General features: G+C 44.1%; 14 protein-coding genes. All 14 read right to left on the bottom strand.

The window, feature by feature from the left end; genetic code table 11:
• Positions 1-16 precede the first annotated feature (16 nt).
• Complete coding sequence (cysC, locus tag AC0KTX_RS00585) at positions 17-613, bottom strand: adenylyl-sulfate kinase (RefSeq protein WP_474250278.1); 597 nt, start codon at positions 611-613, stop codon at positions 17-19.
• A gap of 11 nt (positions 614-624) precedes the next feature.
• Complete coding sequence (sat, locus tag AC0KTX_RS00580; protein WP_474250431.1) at positions 625-1,773, bottom strand: sulfate adenylyltransferase; 1,149 nt, start codon at positions 1,771-1,773, stop codon at positions 625-627.
• Between the two features lie 24 nt (positions 1,774-1,797).
• A complete protein-coding gene (locus AC0KTX_RS00575; RefSeq protein WP_474250277.1) occupies positions 1,798-2,841 on the bottom strand; it encodes an inorganic phosphate transporter in 1,044 nt (347 codons plus the stop codon).
• Entirely contained in the window at positions 2,841-3,560 is a 720-nt protein-coding gene (locus tag AC0KTX_RS00570) for a phosphoadenylyl-sulfate reductase (RefSeq protein ID WP_474250276.1), read from the bottom strand. Before AC0KTX_RS00570 ends, AC0KTX_RS00575 begins: the two co-directional genes overlap by 1 nt.
• A 266-nt stretch (positions 3,561-3,826) precedes the next feature.
• Positions 3,827-4,459: an orotate phosphoribosyltransferase gene (gene pyrE, locus AC0KTX_RS00565; protein ID WP_474250275.1), complete on the bottom strand. Its 633-nt coding sequence runs from the start codon at positions 4,457-4,459 to the stop codon at positions 3,827-3,829.
• Positions 4,428-5,174, bottom strand: a complete 747-nt coding sequence (gene pyrF, locus AC0KTX_RS00560; RefSeq protein ID WP_474250274.1) for an orotidine-5'-phosphate decarboxylase — start codon at positions 5,172-5,174, stop codon at positions 4,428-4,430. The genes pyrE and pyrF overlap by 32 nt, the downstream gene beginning before the upstream one ends.
• Positions 5,143-6,078, bottom strand: a complete 936-nt coding sequence (locus tag AC0KTX_RS00555) for a dihydroorotate dehydrogenase (RefSeq protein ID WP_474250273.1) — start codon at positions 6,076-6,078, stop codon at positions 5,143-5,145. Before AC0KTX_RS00555 ends, pyrF begins: the two co-directional genes overlap by 32 nt.
• A complete protein-coding gene (locus AC0KTX_RS00550) occupies positions 6,072-6,884 on the bottom strand; it encodes a dihydroorotate dehydrogenase electron transfer subunit (protein ID WP_474250430.1) in 813 nt (270 codons plus the stop codon). Before AC0KTX_RS00550 ends, AC0KTX_RS00555 begins: the two co-directional genes overlap by 7 nt.
• Entirely contained in the window at positions 6,868-10,056 is a 3,189-nt protein-coding gene (gene carB / locus AC0KTX_RS00545; RefSeq protein ID WP_474250272.1) for a carbamoyl-phosphate synthase large subunit, read from the bottom strand. The genes AC0KTX_RS00550 and carB overlap by 17 nt, the downstream gene beginning before the upstream one ends.
• Positions 10,049-11,140 carry a carbamoyl phosphate synthase small subunit gene (locus tag AC0KTX_RS00540; protein ID WP_474250271.1) on the bottom strand — a complete coding sequence of 364 codons (1,092 nt, stop codon included), beginning with the start codon at positions 11,138-11,140 and terminating at the stop codon, positions 10,049-10,051. The genes carB and AC0KTX_RS00540 overlap by 8 nt, the downstream gene beginning before the upstream one ends.
• Before the next feature lie 5 nt (positions 11,141-11,145).
• Complete coding sequence (locus AC0KTX_RS00535) at positions 11,146-12,423, bottom strand: dihydroorotase (RefSeq protein ID WP_474250270.1); 1,278 nt, start codon at positions 12,421-12,423, stop codon at positions 11,146-11,148.
• Positions 12,407-13,321 (bottom strand): aspartate carbamoyltransferase catalytic subunit, encoded by a 915-nt coding sequence (locus AC0KTX_RS00530; protein ID WP_474250269.1) that lies wholly within the window; start codon positions 13,319-13,321, stop codon positions 12,407-12,409. The genes AC0KTX_RS00535 and AC0KTX_RS00530 overlap by 17 nt, the downstream gene beginning before the upstream one ends.
• 155 nt (positions 13,322-13,476) lie before the next feature.
• Positions 13,477-14,775, bottom strand: coding sequence for a solute carrier family 23 protein (locus AC0KTX_RS00525; protein ID WP_474250268.1), 1,299 nt, complete (start codon positions 14,773-14,775; stop codon positions 13,477-13,479).
• 149 nt (positions 14,776-14,924) lie between these two features.
• Entirely contained in the window at positions 14,925-15,470 is a 546-nt protein-coding gene (gene pyrR, locus AC0KTX_RS00520) for a bifunctional pyr operon transcriptional regulator/uracil phosphoribosyltransferase PyrR (RefSeq protein WP_474250429.1), read from the bottom strand.
• Positions 15,471-15,526: the final 56 nt, after the last annotated feature.

Here is a 15,526-nt window from a genome sequence, read left to right as displayed (position 1 = left end):
CCCCATTTGCTAAGTATTAGATGAATTTTCGGTTCTTCAAATAATTGAAAATGTAATCAACGCTTTCTTCCACTGACAATGTTTCGGAGTCAACAACAATTTCCGGATTTTCCGGCTCTTCGTACGGATCGTCAATTCCCGTGAAATTTTTAATTTTCCCGCTTCTTGCTTTTTTGTATAATCCTTTAGGATCCCGTTTTTCACATTCTGATAAAGAACATTTTACATATATTTCAACAAATTCGTCTGCCTCCAGCAAATTTCGCACCATTTCCCGGTCAGCCCTGTACGGAGAGATAAAGGCGGTTAGTACGACTTGGCCGCTATCCACAAAAAGCTTTGCTACTTCTCCTATGCGTCGGATGTTTTCCTTCCGGTCACTTTCCGAAAACCCCAAATCTTTGTTTAAACCGTGGCGAATGTTGTCTCCGTCCAAAACATATGACGGTATATTTTCAGCAAACAATTTTTGATTCAATGCGTTTGCCAACGTGGATTTGCCGGAGCCGGAAAGCCCGGTAAACCACAGAACAAAGCTGTGATGCCCCCATTTTTTCCGGCGCTCCTCTTTTGTTACGGATTGGTCATGCCAAACAATATTACTTGCTGTCACCCTTATTCACCTCATTTGTTTAATGCTTCTTGCCGCAAACCGCTCACGAGCACTTCCACTACTTCTGGACGGCTGAAAGTGCCTGGCAGTGGCTCGCCGTTTCTCAATTTTTCCCTTACTTTTGTTCCCGACAAAATGACCCGGTCTGCGTCAGTATGAGGACATGTTTTATGGGATGCCATACCGTCGCATTTTTTGCAATAGAAGCTGTGTTCGAAAAATAACGGCGTAATTTCCAATTCTTCTTTTGTAAAATTGGAAAAGATTTTTTGCGCATCATATGTTCCATAATAATTTCCGACTCCTGCATGATCCCGGCCGACAATGAAATGGGTGCAACCGTAATTTTTTCGAACGATTGCATGGAAAATAGCCTCGCGCGGTCCTGCATACCGCATTGCGGCCGGGAAAACGCCGAGAAGAACGCGCTCCTTCGGATAGTAATTTTCCAAAAGCACACGATAGCTCTTCATGCGGATGTCCGCCGGAATATCATCTTTTTTCGTCTCACCGACGAGCGGCTGCAAAAATAATCCGTCAACGGTTTCCAGCGCCGTTTTTTGTATATACTCATGGGCTCTGTGCACAGGATTTCTCGTTTGGAAGCCAACAATGGTGTTCCAGCCCAGACGTTCAAACGCTGCTCTTGATTCGGCAGGTTCATATGTTTCATTCGGAAACGGTTTTTTTGTTTTTTTCACCAGCACAATTTCCCCGCCGAGGTAAACAGGCGGACGTTCATATAATTTCGCCACGCCAGGATGTTGTTCCTCTTTTGTGCGGTAAACATATTCGGCTTCTTTTTGTTTATCCGGTTGATATTTATCGGAAACTTTTATGACGCCGTATACTTCTCCGGAAAATGTCAGTTTCACTTCATCCCCAATGTTGATGCGGTCCGCTTGCTCTTTTTCAACGGGCAGCGCAACCGGAATGCTCCAAACGATTCCGTTTGAAAGGCGCATGTTTTCTACAACACTATGATAATCTTTTTCTGTCATAAATCCTGTTAACGGACTGAATGCACCAATCCCAATTAATTCTAGGTCAGAAAGAGCAATATTATCCAGCTCCACAGCTTCCTGAATATTGGAATAATCATAGTTAGGATTATAGCGGTTAATTAAGGTTCCTCCATGTGGTGCAATACTCACTTTTATTCCCCCTAAATTCTTATTTAATTACTAGGCTTTTGTTGTAAAAAATTTTTTGATGGAAGTTGACAAACTGATTCCTACTATTGTTGCGACAAAGACAATAATGACAACGATGAACGAATACCAGTTGGAAAATATAAAAGCCTGCACAATCGAATACGAGATGATCAATGAAATAAGCGGAGAGACAATCCAAATTTTCAGCAATCGTTTCACGATATCTTTTCGAAATACACCTTTTCCTTCATTGGCAAAACCAATTCCTAATATAGAAGATGTCGTTATTTGCGTCATTGGAACAGGGATTCCAAAAATTGAAGCAATGATCACTAAGATCGCTCCGGTAGCGGAAATGGTGATTCCTTCTATTTTGGAAAATTGAGTAATCCGCTTTCCATTTGTGATCAATACGTTCCTGCCCAAAAGCAGCACACCAAGCGACACAAACAAGGCTCCAAGAAGAATGCCATTTCCCTCAGACATAATTCCAGCACCGACAAGCGGGCCAACTGCATTGGCAACATTGTTCATCCCGGCAGAAAATGCTTCAAAAAAACCCGTCACCGTTAAGAGAACCGAAAGAAAAACTGAATTTACCCCAATTTTGCTGTTCAAAAAGACATTGACCGTTGTTTGCAGCAATAGGGTTATTAGAAAAGCGATGAATGGAATCACGATCCATAATGCGACGATCGAAAATAAATTTCCAATAAATACAGATTGATAAGCTACGCCAATGCCAACAACCGCCCCAACGGTTACCTCGCTCGTTGATAAAGGAATGCCGGCGATATTGGCAATGAACAATGAAAGCGTCGCCGAAGCTAAAATGATAACGACAATTTCAACCGAAAGCAAATCGCTGTTAATGATGCCGGAACCGATAGTCTTTACTACTTCGCCTCCGCCAATCCAAGCTCCTAGAAAAATCCCAACAGCACATATGATGAGAGCGGTCGAAATTTTTTTGACAGCGCCTGAGCCGTATGAGACCCCCATGGCAGCCGCAGCACCGCTTCCTCCAATATTTAAAGCAAATAAACAACTGAAAAAAATCGCCAGCTCCACCATTATTTTGTCACGCTCGTATTTTCATGTAGTCCGCACTCAAGTTTATTATGCCCGACCCATCTTCCTGAGCGGAGATCTTCAAGATTAATAGCCGGTTGAGTGCAAGGCTGGCAGCCGATTGATGGATACCCTTGATCATGCAAGACAATGTAAGGGAGATCGTGCTTATATGCGTAACGCCAAACTTCTTTCCAAGTCCAATGAATGAGTGGACAAATTTTAATTTTGTTAAATTTTTCATCCTTATTTATATAATTTATATGTTTTCGGGTAGGCGATTGTTCCCTTCTTAATCCTGAAATCCAAGCTTTGACATTGTCCAAAGCTTCCTTTAACGGAACTACTTTGCGCAGATGACAGCAAAGATTGGGGTTAGTTTCCCATAGCTTATCGCCATATTGCTGTTTCTGTTCCTCCAATGTCAATTTAGGTTTTTTCATTTCAATGTTTAAAGCGGGATAACGCTCTTTCACTTTTTCAATACATTCATAAGTTTCTTTGAAATGCAATCCTGTATCAAGAAAAACAATATGGGCAGTCGGATTCACCTTGGAAATTAAATCAATCAGCACAATGCCTTCAATGCCAAAGCTGCATGAATAAACAATTTCATCTTTATAGGTGGAATAGGCCCATTCCAATACTTCAAGGGCGCCTTTTGTTTCCGATTGTTCATCAAATTCCAATTCTGGTTCAGCCCAAGTTTCGTACGTAAGCATATCCTTTCCCCCTTTTAAAGCACTCAAGCCCGTTCAATGAAAGGTCGGAAACCGCTTCTAGCGGCGCTAGTCAGCGGTTTTCAACGGAATTTTTATGGGATTCCATATGTATAACAGACGTTTTTTGATCAAACATCCTTTTTGAAGAACGTGCTATGATTTCACATTTTATCATAATTTTATTAAAAGTCAACCCGAGTTTTTTGATAGGAATTAACTATTTTAAAAAAAGAGAATGTGCTTCCTTAAAAGGAGGAATATTTTCTCTAATTTTTGAACCAAGTGCTGCTTTCAGGATTTTCACGCCATAAATTTAACCGTTCAAGATCAGCTTCTGTGATTTTTCCCATTTCCAATGCGACTTCAATTAACGTGTTGTAGTCGCTTAACGTGTAGAACGGCATGTTCGCTTCGCGAAAGTTTTCCTTCCCTTTTGGCAGGTTATACGTAAAAATGGCTGCAACGCCAAGCACGATCGCTCCCGCCTTTTTCAACGCTTCCGCTGCTTTTAAAGAGCTGGCTCCGGTGGATATTAAATCTTCAATGACAACGACCTTTTGTCCTTTTTCCACCTTCCCTTCAATTTGATTGCCTTGCCCATGATCCTTCGGTTTGCTCCGAACGTAGCACATGGCAAGCTCCATTTCCTCTGCAACTAAAGCAGCATGAGGAATTCCTGCCGTAGCGGTCCCGGCAATCAATTCAGCTTCAGGAAATTGCTCTTTGACCAGTTTGGCCAACCCTTGGTAAATTGCTTTCCTAATCTTTGGATAAGAAAGGGTAAGGCGGTTATCACAATAAATCGGTGAACGAATGCCGCTTGCCCATGTGAACGGCTCATTTGGCCGAAGAAAAACTGCACCAATTTCAAGCAAATGTTTTGCAATCTCTCTTTTCATTTTTCATATCCTCCCATTCCTTCTTGACCTCTTGATAGGCTTGATAAGGATCTTTCGCTTTCGTAATCGTTCGGCCGACTACAATCGCATCTGAACCTTGTTCTCTGGCAAATTTCGGCGTGGAAACCCGCACTTGATCATCGGCATGATCTTTTTCAAGCCGGATACCGGGTGTAACCGTAAAAAAACTTTCTCCGCACACTTTTTTTATTTCCTGAACTTCATGAACGGAGCATACAACTCCATCAACACCACTTTTTTTGGCATTTTCCGCATAATGCAAAACGGTTTTATGCAATGGTTTTTCAATCAACAGTTCATTTGCGAGCATTTCGGGGGATGTGCTTGTCAACTGCGTGACGGCAACAACCATCGGGCGGTTGTTATTTCCACTGTTCATCCCCGCTTCAATCCCTTCCATTGCAGCCTCCATCATTTTCCTTCCGCCGCCGGCATGAATCGTGATCAGATCTGCCCCCAGCTTGGCAAGCCCTTTCATCGTTTGTTTTACAGTGTTTGGAATATCATGCAGTTTTAAATCAAGAAAAATGTGATGCCCATCTTGTTTTAAAACTTCGATGATCGAAGGCCCTTCTTGAAAAAACAACTCCATCCCGACTTTGACGAATAAAGGCTCATGAAAATGCTGCAAAAATTGTAAAGCTTTCGCTTTGTTTGCAAAATCAAGGGCGAGAATGAGAGGGCGTTGTTTCATTCTTCCAACTCCTTCCAATACATTCTGTTACGTGACGATATCCTAATTCTTGCAATTTTTTCGGCAATTCTTCAATCAGTTCAACGCAAACGTAGGGATTGACAAAGTTGGCCGTTCCAATGGCCACCGCGCTTGCACCTGCAAGGAAAAATTCGATGCAGTCCTCCACACTGATGATGCCTCCCATGCCAATGATCGGGATATCAACATGTTGGGAAACTTGATAGATCATGCGAATGGCAATCGGTTTGACAGCTGGACCAGAAAGCCCCCCTGTGCAATTGGCAATAATCGACCGGCCTGTTTTCACATCGATCCGCATGCCGAGGAGCGTGTTGATCATTGTAATTCCGTCTGCCCCCGCTTTTTCCACCGCTTTTGCCATGGCGACAATGTCTGTTACATTTGGCGAAAGTTTGACATAAACAGGAACAGAAGAAACGTTTTTCACAGCTTCCGTTAAATGTCCGGCTACTTCAGGAACCGTTCCGAACGTTATGCCCCCTTCTTTGACGTTCGGACAGGAGATGTTCAGTTCAAGCGCATTGACATTCGGCGATTTGCTGATTTCTTTAGCCACTTCCACATATTCTTCGACAGTGGAGCCGGCAATATTGGCAATGACGGGAACATCAAATTGAGAAAGCCAAGGAAGTTCTTCTTCCACCACTTTTTTTAATCCGGGATTTTGCAATCCGATTGCATTTAGCATTCCCGACGGCGTTTCCGCTACCCTTGGTGTTGGATTTCCGAAGCGCGGTTTTAGCGTTGTTGCTTTTATCATGATCGCGCCAAGCTTTGATAAATCGTAAAGCTTCGCAAATTCGCGGCCAAATCCGAAGCATCCTGATGCCGGCATAATCGGGTTTTTTAATTCAAGTCCAGGAAGCTTAACCGTTAACATTCATACGCCACCTCCCCTGCACGAAAAACAGGCCCGTCGGTGCAGATTTTTTTATAGCCAGATCCATTGGGATCGGCTTTCGTATGGCAGACGCAGGCAAAGCATGCACCGATCCCGCAGCCCATTCTTTCTTCCAAGGATAAAAACACTTTTTTATGAGGAAACGCTTCTTCTATTGCCCTTAACATTGGAGTTGGTCCGCATGTATAGAGCGTGTCAAATGGAAAGTCTTGTTCGTTGATGATATCCATGACGGTTCCTTTTATGCCGAATGTGCCATCGATAGTTGCCACAAACGTTTTGCCCAACTCCTTGAACTCTTGTTCATAAAACACCGCGTCATTTGTTTGGAATCCTAATACATGAACAACCTCGATTCCTTTTTGCACAAGCTGTTTCGACAATTCATAAAGAGGGGGGACGCCGATGCCGCCGCCGACAATCAGCGCTTTTTCCCCCGCTTTCGCTTCTTCGACAGGGAATCCGTTTCCAAGCGGCCCGAAAACATCAAGAAACTCATTTGCTTTTTTTTTGGATAATCTTTTCGTTCCGGCGCCTTCTGCCCGGTAAATCAATGTCATTGTGCTTTTTTCGGCATTGTATGCGGCAATGCTGATCGGTCTTCTTAACAACAGATCAAAACTCTCGTCCACTTTCATGTGAACAAATTGTCCCGGGCGTGCAATGTTTTGAACAAGTTCTCCTTTTAATTCCATTTTAAAAATATTGCGGGCTATTCGTTTATTGCTGATGATTTCCATCCAATCTTGGATCATCGAACCACCTTCTTTACTTGTTTTGTTCAGGGAGATTTTCGACTGCAAAAGCCATCGACTCCAGCACGCGCAAAATTGCTCTTGCTGTGTCTAGAGAAGTCAGGCACGGCACACCGTTTTCAACCGATTCCCTTCTAATTCGGAAACCGTCGCGTTCAGGCTGCTTGCCCTTCGTCAGCGTGTTGATGACAAATTGCGCTTTTCCATTGCGAATCACATCCAAAATGTTATCGCCGCGTGATCCGATTTTACTGACAACTTTTGCTTTGATGCCGTTCTTTTCTAAAAATTTCGCAGTTCCTTCTGTCGCCAAGAGCTGATAGCCGATATTGCGAAATCTGCCCGCAATTTCTAAAGCCTCATTTTTGTCCTTATCAGCAATCGTAAGCAGCACTGATCCGTGCTCGTCAATATTCGTGCCCGCTGCCACAAACCCTTTATAAAGAGCCTTTTCAAAGGTGGCGTCCTTTCCGATGACTTCCCCGGTCGATTTCATTTCCGGTCCAAGTGTAATATCTACTCGCCGCAATTTGGCAAAAGAAAATACCGGCACTTTCACAAATACACCGTTCGGTTCTTTAGCAAGTCCTGTTTTATGCCCGAGTTCCGGCAAGCTTGTACCGAGTATCGCTTTTGTCGCCAGCTTGGCCATCGGAATTCCCGTAATTTTGCTTAAAAACGGAACCGTCCGGCTTGATCTTGGATTCACTTCCAATACGTATACCCGCCCATCCGCAATCACAAATTGAATGTTTAACAGTCCGACAATCTTTAGCCCTTTTGCCAAACGGATGGTATAGTCCACAATTTCTGCTTTCAAATCATCAGATAGCGTTTGCGGCGGGTACACCGCGATGGAGTCCCCTGAGTGCACTCCAGCTCTCTCAATATGCTCCATAATGCCCGGAATGATCACATGTTCACCGTCTGAAATCGCATCAACTTCCACTTCTATTCCTGTTAAATATTGATCTATTAAAACAGGATGTTCCGGATTGATTTTTACTGCATGTTCCATATAATGCAGCAATTCTTCCTTATGGTAGACAATTTCCATCGCCCGGCCGCCGAGCACATAAGAAGGGCGGACAAGCACCGGATAGCCGATTTCCTCTGCAATTTCCACCGCTTCCGCCACGGATAGAGCCGTTTTCCCGACAGGCTGGGGTATTTGCAAGAATTCAAGAACTTGTTCAAACTTATCGCGGTCTTCGGCCCGATCTAAATTTTCCAAGCTCGTTCCTAAAATTTTAACGCCTCTTCTTGCCAGCTCTCCTGCCAAATTGATCGCCGTTTGCCCGCCGAATTGGACGACAACGCCAACTGGCTGTTCCAAATCGATAATGTGCATGACATCTTCGATCGTCAACGGTTCAAAATACAGTTTGTCGGAAATGCTGAAATCAGTCGATACCGTTTCAGGATTGTTGTTGATAATGATTGCTTCATATCCTGCTTCACGGATCGCCCAAACAGAGTGGACTGTTGCATAGTCGAACTCAATTCCTTGCCCGATTCGAATCGGCCCTGAACCTAAAACAACAACACTTTCTCGATCAGTCGCAATCGATTCATTTTCTTCTTCATACGTGCCGTAAAAGTAAGGTGTCTCGGATTCAAATTCGCTTGCACACGTATCAACCATTTTGTAAACAGGAACAATTCCTTGTTTTTTCCGAAACTCGTAAACTGCCAATTCTTCTGTGTTCCATAAAGAAGCGATAAAATGGTCCGAAAAGCCGAGCTGTTTTGCTTTTTTCAACACTTTTTCATCAAACGGAAATTTTTTCAGTTCTTGCTCATATTCGATAATGTTGTTTATTTTATTTAAGAAAAAGCGGTCGATTTTGCTCCATTGGTGAATTTGTTCAACGGAAATGCCTCTTCTCAGCGCTTCCGCGATGTAAAAGATCCGCTCATCTCCTGCTTTGCGGATTCTCTTTTCGATCATTTCATCTGAAACGTCTTGTTCTTTCAATGTCAAATGGTAGACGTTTGCCTCGAGCGAACGAACAGCTTTTAACAACGATTCTTCAAACGTGCGGCCGATCGCCATGACTTCACCGGTTGCTTTCATTTGCGTTCCCAAAACACGGTTGGCTGATTCAAATTTGTCAAACGGCCATCGCGGTATTTTCGTGACAACATAATCAAGGGCTGGTTCAAAGCAGGCATATGTTTTCCCTGTTACCGGATTAATGATCTCATCCAGCGTCAAACCAACCGCAATTTTGGCAGCGAGCTTGGCAATCGGGTACCCCGTCGCTTTTGATGCAAGTGCGGATGAGCGGCTCACCCGCGGGTTCACTTCGATGACGTAATATTGAAAACTATCAGGATCAAGGGCAAGTTGAACGTTGCAGCCGCCTTCAATGCCAAGTGCGCCGATAATTTTTAACGAAACGTTTCTAAGCAGCTGGTATTCTCTGTCGGAAAGCGTTTGGCTTGGAGCGACAACAATCGAGTCGCCTGTATGAATGCCGACAGGATCTATATTTTCCATGTTGCAGACAACGATCTTGTTGTCTTTTGAGTCCCTCATTACTTCATATTCGATTTCTTTGTAGCCGGCAATGCTTTTTTCAAGCAGGCATTGATGAACAGGGCTGAGCTTTAAGCCGTTTGCAACAATTTCCATCAGTTCTTCTTCATTCGTGCAAATGCCGCCGCCGGTCCCTCCAAGTGTAAAGGCAGGGCGGACGATGACAGGATACCCGACTTGTTCCACAAAGCGAAACGCTTCTTCAAGCTCATGAATGATGGTGCTTTCCGGCACCGGTTCATTCAGCTCCTTCATAAGCTCGCGGAACAATTCACGGTCTTCAGCTTTTTGAATGGCTGAAAGCTTCGTTCCTAACATTTCAACACCGCACTCTTGCAAAACACCCATATTATGAAGCTCAACAGCCAAGTTTAAACCTGTTTGTCCGCCGAGCGTCGGCAAAATGGCATCAGGCCTTTCCTTGCGGATGATTTTGGCGACAAAACTTGGTGTGAGCGGCTCCATATACACTTTGTCGGCAATTTCCGTATCCGTCATGATGGTGGCAGGATTGGAGTTGACAAGAACCACTTCATATCCTTCCTCTTTTAACGCCAAGCAGGCTTGTGTTCCCGAATAATCGAATTCCGCCGCTTGCCCGATGATGATCGGACCTGAGCCGATCACTAAAATTTTGTGGATATCTTTCCTCTTAGGCATTGAGATTCCCCCTTTGGGCTGTCTTTTCCATTAGCTCCATAAATTGATCGAACAAAGGATTGGCATCCTCAGGCCCCGGCGATGCTTCCGGATGGTATTGAACGGTGAAAGCAGGATGCACACGATGTCTTAATCCTTCAACCGTCCCGTCATTCAGTGCCACATGTGTGACTTCCAGTTCTGTATTCCCTAAGGATTCGATGCTTACCGCAAAGCCGTGGTTTTGTGAAGTCATGTACACTTTGCCCGTTTTTAAATCTTTCACTGGATGGTTCGAACCGCGATGGCCGAATTTTAATTTTTCCGTTTTTGCACCACACGCTAAAGCGAGCAGCTGATGTCCTAAACAAATACCAAAGATAGGGGTTTTTCCGATCAAATGGCGCAGCATTTCAATTGCCTCTGGAACGTTTTGCGGATCCCCCGGTCCGTTTGTAAGCAAAACGCCGTCAGGTTTCAACCGCAATATTTCCTCCGCAGTTGTATCATATGGGACGATGATCGAGTCGCAATGGCGCCTGTTTAATTCTCTTAAGATTCCATGCTTCATGCCAAAATCGACAACGACCACTCTTTTTCCTCTTCCGGGACTTTGATAAGGTCTTTTCGTCGACACAATTTCCACTTGATTGTGTGGAAGCTCCGTTTCTTTTAGTTTCTCAGCCACTTGTAGTGGATCCGCCTCGGCTGAACAGATTGCACCTTTTAGCGTTCCGTGGTTGCGGATAATTCTTGTTAGCCTTCTTGTATCGATTCCACTGATTCCTGGAATATTGTTTTCTATGAGAAAGTCATTGATTGAAGATAAACTTCTCCAGTTGGAAGGCTTTTCACAAGCTTCCTTCACAATCATTCCATTTATGAAAGGGCGGATCGTCTCAAAATCGTCGCGGTTGATTCCGTAATTGCCGATCAATGGATAAGTAAACGTTACGATTTGTCCGCAATATGAAGGATCTGAAAGTGTTTCTTGATAACCGGTCATTCCTGTCGTGAAAACGACTTCCCCAACGATGTCCCGATCGCTTCCAAAGCGATCGCCGATAAAAACCTCTCCATTTTCAAGCACCAATTGCCGTTTCATATTCATCACTCTCCCCTTTTCCATACGATCTTGCCGTCCACCATTGTTAAAACAGGCCAGCCTTTGGCGTTCCAACCGTTAAAAGGCGTATTTTTCCCTTTTGAGGCAAACGTCCCAGCGTCTATTCTTTGTTCTTCATGCAAATCGATGAGCGTTAAATCTGCAGCAACGCCTTCTTTTAGTTCCCCCATGTTCAAGTTAAAAGCTCTAGCAGGCTTTACCGTCAGCCAATCAACAAGCTGCTTCAATGTAAAAATGTTTCGTTCAACAAAATGGGTGTACAAAAGAGGAAAGGCGGTTTCCAAGCCAACGATTCCAAACGGCGCCTTATCAAACCCTAAAGATTTTTCAGCCATCGTATGCGGCGCATGATCCGTGGCAATAAAATCAATCGTTCCATCCAACAGTCCTTCGATCAATGCTTTCTTGTCTTCCCTGCCTCTAAGCGGCGGATTCATTTTAAAGTTCGGATCAAGCCCCGGAATATCTTCATCACATAAAAGGAGATGATGCGGCGTCACTTCGCATGTCACATGAATGCCGGCTTTTTTGGCGTCTCTGACGGTTCTGACGGATTCTTTTGTGCTAATATGGCACACGTGGTAATGGCAGCCGCTCGCTTCTGCCAGCAGAACGTCTCTTGCGATTTGGACGGATTCACATACAGATGGAATACCGGATATTCCTTGATTTTTCGCAAACACTCCATCATGGAAAGATCCGCCGTTGATTAGGGTATTGTCTTCACAATGAGCGACAATTGTATATCCTTTCTCCGCTGCTTTTTTCATTGCTTGAAACATCATTCCGGCCGATTGGACGCCGACACCGTCATCCGTAAAGGCAAAAGCTCCTTCCGCTTTTAATGCGTCAAAATCCGTTAATTCATTTCCTTTTTGCTCAAGTGTGATCGCTGCATAGGGCAGAACGCGGACTTTTGCTGTTTCTTTCACTCGTTTTTGCATATCGATCATTTTTTCTCTCGTATCAAGAGGAGGCTTCGTATTCGGCATGGAAGCAACGGTTGTAAAGCCTCCTTTTGCCGCAGCAAGCGTTCCGGTGGCGATTGTCTCTTTTGCTTCACCGCCCGGTTCGCGCAGATGGACGTGAAGATCAATGAATCCATGGGAAAGAAGCTTTTCCCTGCAATCTATCACATCAGCTGTTTCCGCAACAATGTTTTCCGAGATTTGTTTCACGAATCTGTCTTCAACGAGAACATCCCGTTTTGCCAACCCACCTTGTTCATTGAGCAATAACGCATTTTTAAATAGAATGGACATGTTTCGTCTCCCCCTTTTGTGCTTTCCTTTCAAGCGCCTGTTTTACGACTGCCATGCGGACAAATACGCCGTTTTCCATCTGTTTAAAAATTCGCGATCGGCTGCACTCCACTAAATCGCCGTCGATTTCAATTCCTCTGTTGACAGGAGCTGGGTGCATGATAATGGCATGATCCTTCATCATTCTTTCTCGTTCTTTCGTCAAACCGTACTGCTCCAAATATTGGGATGCCGACCATTTTTCACTGTGGCGTTCATGCTGGATTCTTAAAAGCATCACAACGTCTGACACTTTGATTGCTTCATTAATTGATACGTAAGTTCCATAAGGATTACGGTCATCCCGAAATTTTTCTGGTCCAGAGAACAATACGGTTGCTCCGAGCCTTGTCAGCACTTCTGCATCGGATCTAGCCACGCGGCTGTGGCGAATGTCGCCGATGATGGAAACCGTCAATCCGTTAAAATGTCCAAACTCTTCCCGAATCGTCATCAAATCAAGCAAACATTGCGTCGGATGGTGCCCGCAGCCATCGCCGGCATTTATAATGGATACATTGACACGGCCGATGAGTTCATCAAAATACCGATCCTGCGGATGGCGAATAACGACCGCCTGCACACCGATTGATTCTAAAGCTTTCACCGTATCGTACAATGACTCTCCTTTTTGAATGCTTGAAGATGCTCCATCCACATGTAAAATGTCAAGTCCAAGTTTTTTTTCGGCTGTTTCAAAACTAAACCTCGTTCTTGTGCTCGGCTCAAAAAATAAGTTGGCGATAAATGTTTGCTCCCCGGCTTTCCATTGCTCCCCCTTTTTAAACCGTTCCGCTTCATCCAAGATGGCCAAAATCTCATCATTTGACAGCGAGTTCATTGTCACTAAATGTTTCATCGCTTTCTTCCCCTTTCCTTTATGTAAAAGCGATTGGCGTTTCAATTTCAGAAAAAAACACCCTGCCAAGGCATGACAGGGTGCAAGCTAATGACGAAGCTCGATTTGTCTACACACCCTTGAAAGCCTCTCTGGACTTTTTTAAAAGGTGATGGCTATGCTACAGTTTCTTCTTCATTTTTTTCAAATAAGCTTTCTTCTTCTTTTCTGCCTGGAAGCACGAAGTTTAAAATCACTCCAATGATGGCAGCCAATGCCATTCCGTGCAATTCGAAGCTTTCGCCAAACTTAATCATCGCTTCGCCAATTCCTATTACGAGGATGACGGATGTGATAATTAAGTTTCTTTTTTCATTTAGATCGACTTTATGCTCAATCATCATTCTTAATCCTGAAGAAGCGATAATCCCGAAGAGCAAAATGGAAACGCCGCCCATTACCGGAGATGGTATCGAACTGATCAAGGCGGATATTTTTCCAATGAAGCCAAACAGGATCGCAAATAGGGCTGCACCGGCAATGACATAAACACTGTAAATCCTTGTGATGGCCAAAACGCCGATATTTTCGCCGTATGTTGTGTTTGGCGGTCCACCGATAAGCGATGCGATCATCGTTGCTGCTCCGTCGCCGAAAATGGAGCGGGCAAGTCCGGGATCTTTGATTAAATCTTTTCCAATTACCTGGCTTAGCAGCATTTGGTGACCGATATGCTCGGATAATGTCACGACCGCAACCGGAACCATCAGAAGAATGATGTCAGTTGTAATATTTGGTGTATAGTCAACAAACGGGATGATAAAGTCCGGGAGCTGAAACCATTTGGCTTCCACCACTTTTTGAAAGTCGACGATGCCGATTATAAGCGAGTATATATAGCCGCCGATAATTCCGATTAATACCGGGATTAAGTTAAAAAATCCTTTAAAAAATGCCGTTGCTGTGATGGTGATCAGAAGTGTCACAAGACCGGCTGAAAAGTGGAGCATGCTGTACTGGCCGTTAGAATCATTCATGGCCATACTCACAGCGGTTGATGAAAGGCCAAGTCCGATTACCATGATTACCGGTCCGACGACAACAGTTGGAAGTAATTTCATAATCCATTGATAACCTGTCTTTTTGATCATAAGCGCGACAACCCCGTAAACGAACCCTGCCAAAAAGCTGCCGATCATCGCTGATCCTACACCGCCGGCAGCTTTAGCCGCAATTAATGGTGTGATGAAGGCAAAGGAGGAGCCAACATATGCTGGCACTTTTCCTTTTGTGATGAAAATAAATGCGAGTGTGCCAAGGCCGCTGGAAATCAAAGCAACAGAAGGATCAATTTTGACTAAAAACGGTACGAGAATCGTTGCTCCAAACATGGCAAACAAATGCTGGAAGCTGAGAGCGATCCATGTGAAAAAATCCGGTTTATCATGAACATCTAATACAATATCTTTTTTCATCTTTTATTCCTCCCATTAAGATAACCCACAAAAAAACCTCTTTGGCCCAATGAGGCGCAAAGAGGTTTTTTTGCGAAAATGTATACAAAATCCGCATACACTTTTGCGACCCCTTTGCAGCCTCTCTGGACTGCTATTAAAAGGGCTACCTATTCATTTTCATAAATGGATACTTTTTCTTTTTCATCGACTTCCAAAAGCTGCACGACAATTCTTTCCGAACTGGAAGTCGGAATGTTTTTGCCGACATAATCCGCTCGGATCGGCAGTTCACGGTGGCCGCGGTCAACAAGAACGGCAAGCTGGATTTGCGCCGGCCTGCCATAATCGACAATCGCATCCATCGCTGCCCGTACAGTTCTTCCCGTGTAAAGAACATCATCCACTAAAATAACTTTTCGATTGTTAATATCAATCGGGATATTTGAACCTTTTACGAGCGGTTCGCCGTTTTCAGTTTTTTGTGTCAAATCATCCCGATAAAAGGTAATATCAAGATCGCCGACCGGTATTTCCTTTCCTTCAATTTCTTCTATTCTCTTGGCAAGGCGCTTGGCAAGATAAATTCCCCTTGTTTTAATGCCGACCAAAACACAATTGTCTATACCTTTATTGTGTTCGATAATCTCGTGGGCTATTCTTGTAAGCGCCCTTCTGATCGCCTGGTCATCTAAAACAACCGCTTTTTCCGGCATGCTCATCACCTCTAATTCGTAAAAAAACCTCTCATCCTGAGGATGAGAGGTTTTTG

It is taken from the genome of Aeribacillus sp. JST-2 (assembly GCF_056032925.1).
This window is presented reverse-complemented; position numbering and strand designations above follow the sequence as displayed.

Coding starts and splice junctions, on each gene's coding strand:
- AC0KTX_RS00575 (WP_474250277.1), bottom strand. CDS start 2,841: ATGGTGGAGCTGGCGATTTTTTTCAGTTGTTTATTTGCTTTAAATATT.
- AC0KTX_RS00570 (WP_474250276.1), bottom strand. CDS start 3,560: ATGCTTACGTACGAAACTTGGGCTGAACCAGAATTGGAATTTGATGAA.
- pyrE (WP_474250275.1), bottom strand. CDS start 4,459: ATGAAAAGAGAGATTGCAAAACATTTGCTTGAAATTGGTGCAGTTTTT.
- pyrF (WP_474250274.1), bottom strand. CDS start 5,174: ATGAAACAACGCCCTCTCATTCTCGCCCTTGATTTTGCAAACAAAGCG.
- AC0KTX_RS00555 (WP_474250273.1), bottom strand. CDS start 6,078: ATGTTAACGGTTAAGCTTCCTGGACTTGAATTAAAAAACCCGATTATG.
- carB (WP_474250272.1), bottom strand. CDS start 10,056: ATGCCTAAGAGGAAAGATATCCACAAAATTTTAGTGATCGGCTCAGGT.
- AC0KTX_RS00540 (WP_474250271.1), bottom strand. CDS start 11,140: ATGAAACGGCAATTGGTGCTTGAAAATGGAGAGGTTTTTATCGGCGAT.
- AC0KTX_RS00535 (WP_474250270.1), bottom strand. CDS start 12,423: ATGTCCATTCTATTTAAAAATGCGTTATTGCTCAATGAACAAGGTGGG.
- AC0KTX_RS00530 (WP_474250269.1), bottom strand. CDS start 13,321: ATGAAACATTTAGTGACAATGAACTCGCTGTCAAATGATGAGATTTTG.
- AC0KTX_RS00525 (WP_474250268.1), bottom strand. CDS start 14,775: ATGAAAAAAGATATTGTATTAGATGTTCATGATAAACCGGATTTTTTC.
- pyrR (WP_474250429.1), bottom strand. CDS start 15,470: ATGCCGGAAAAAGCGGTTGTTTTAGATGACCAGGCGATCAGAAGGGCG.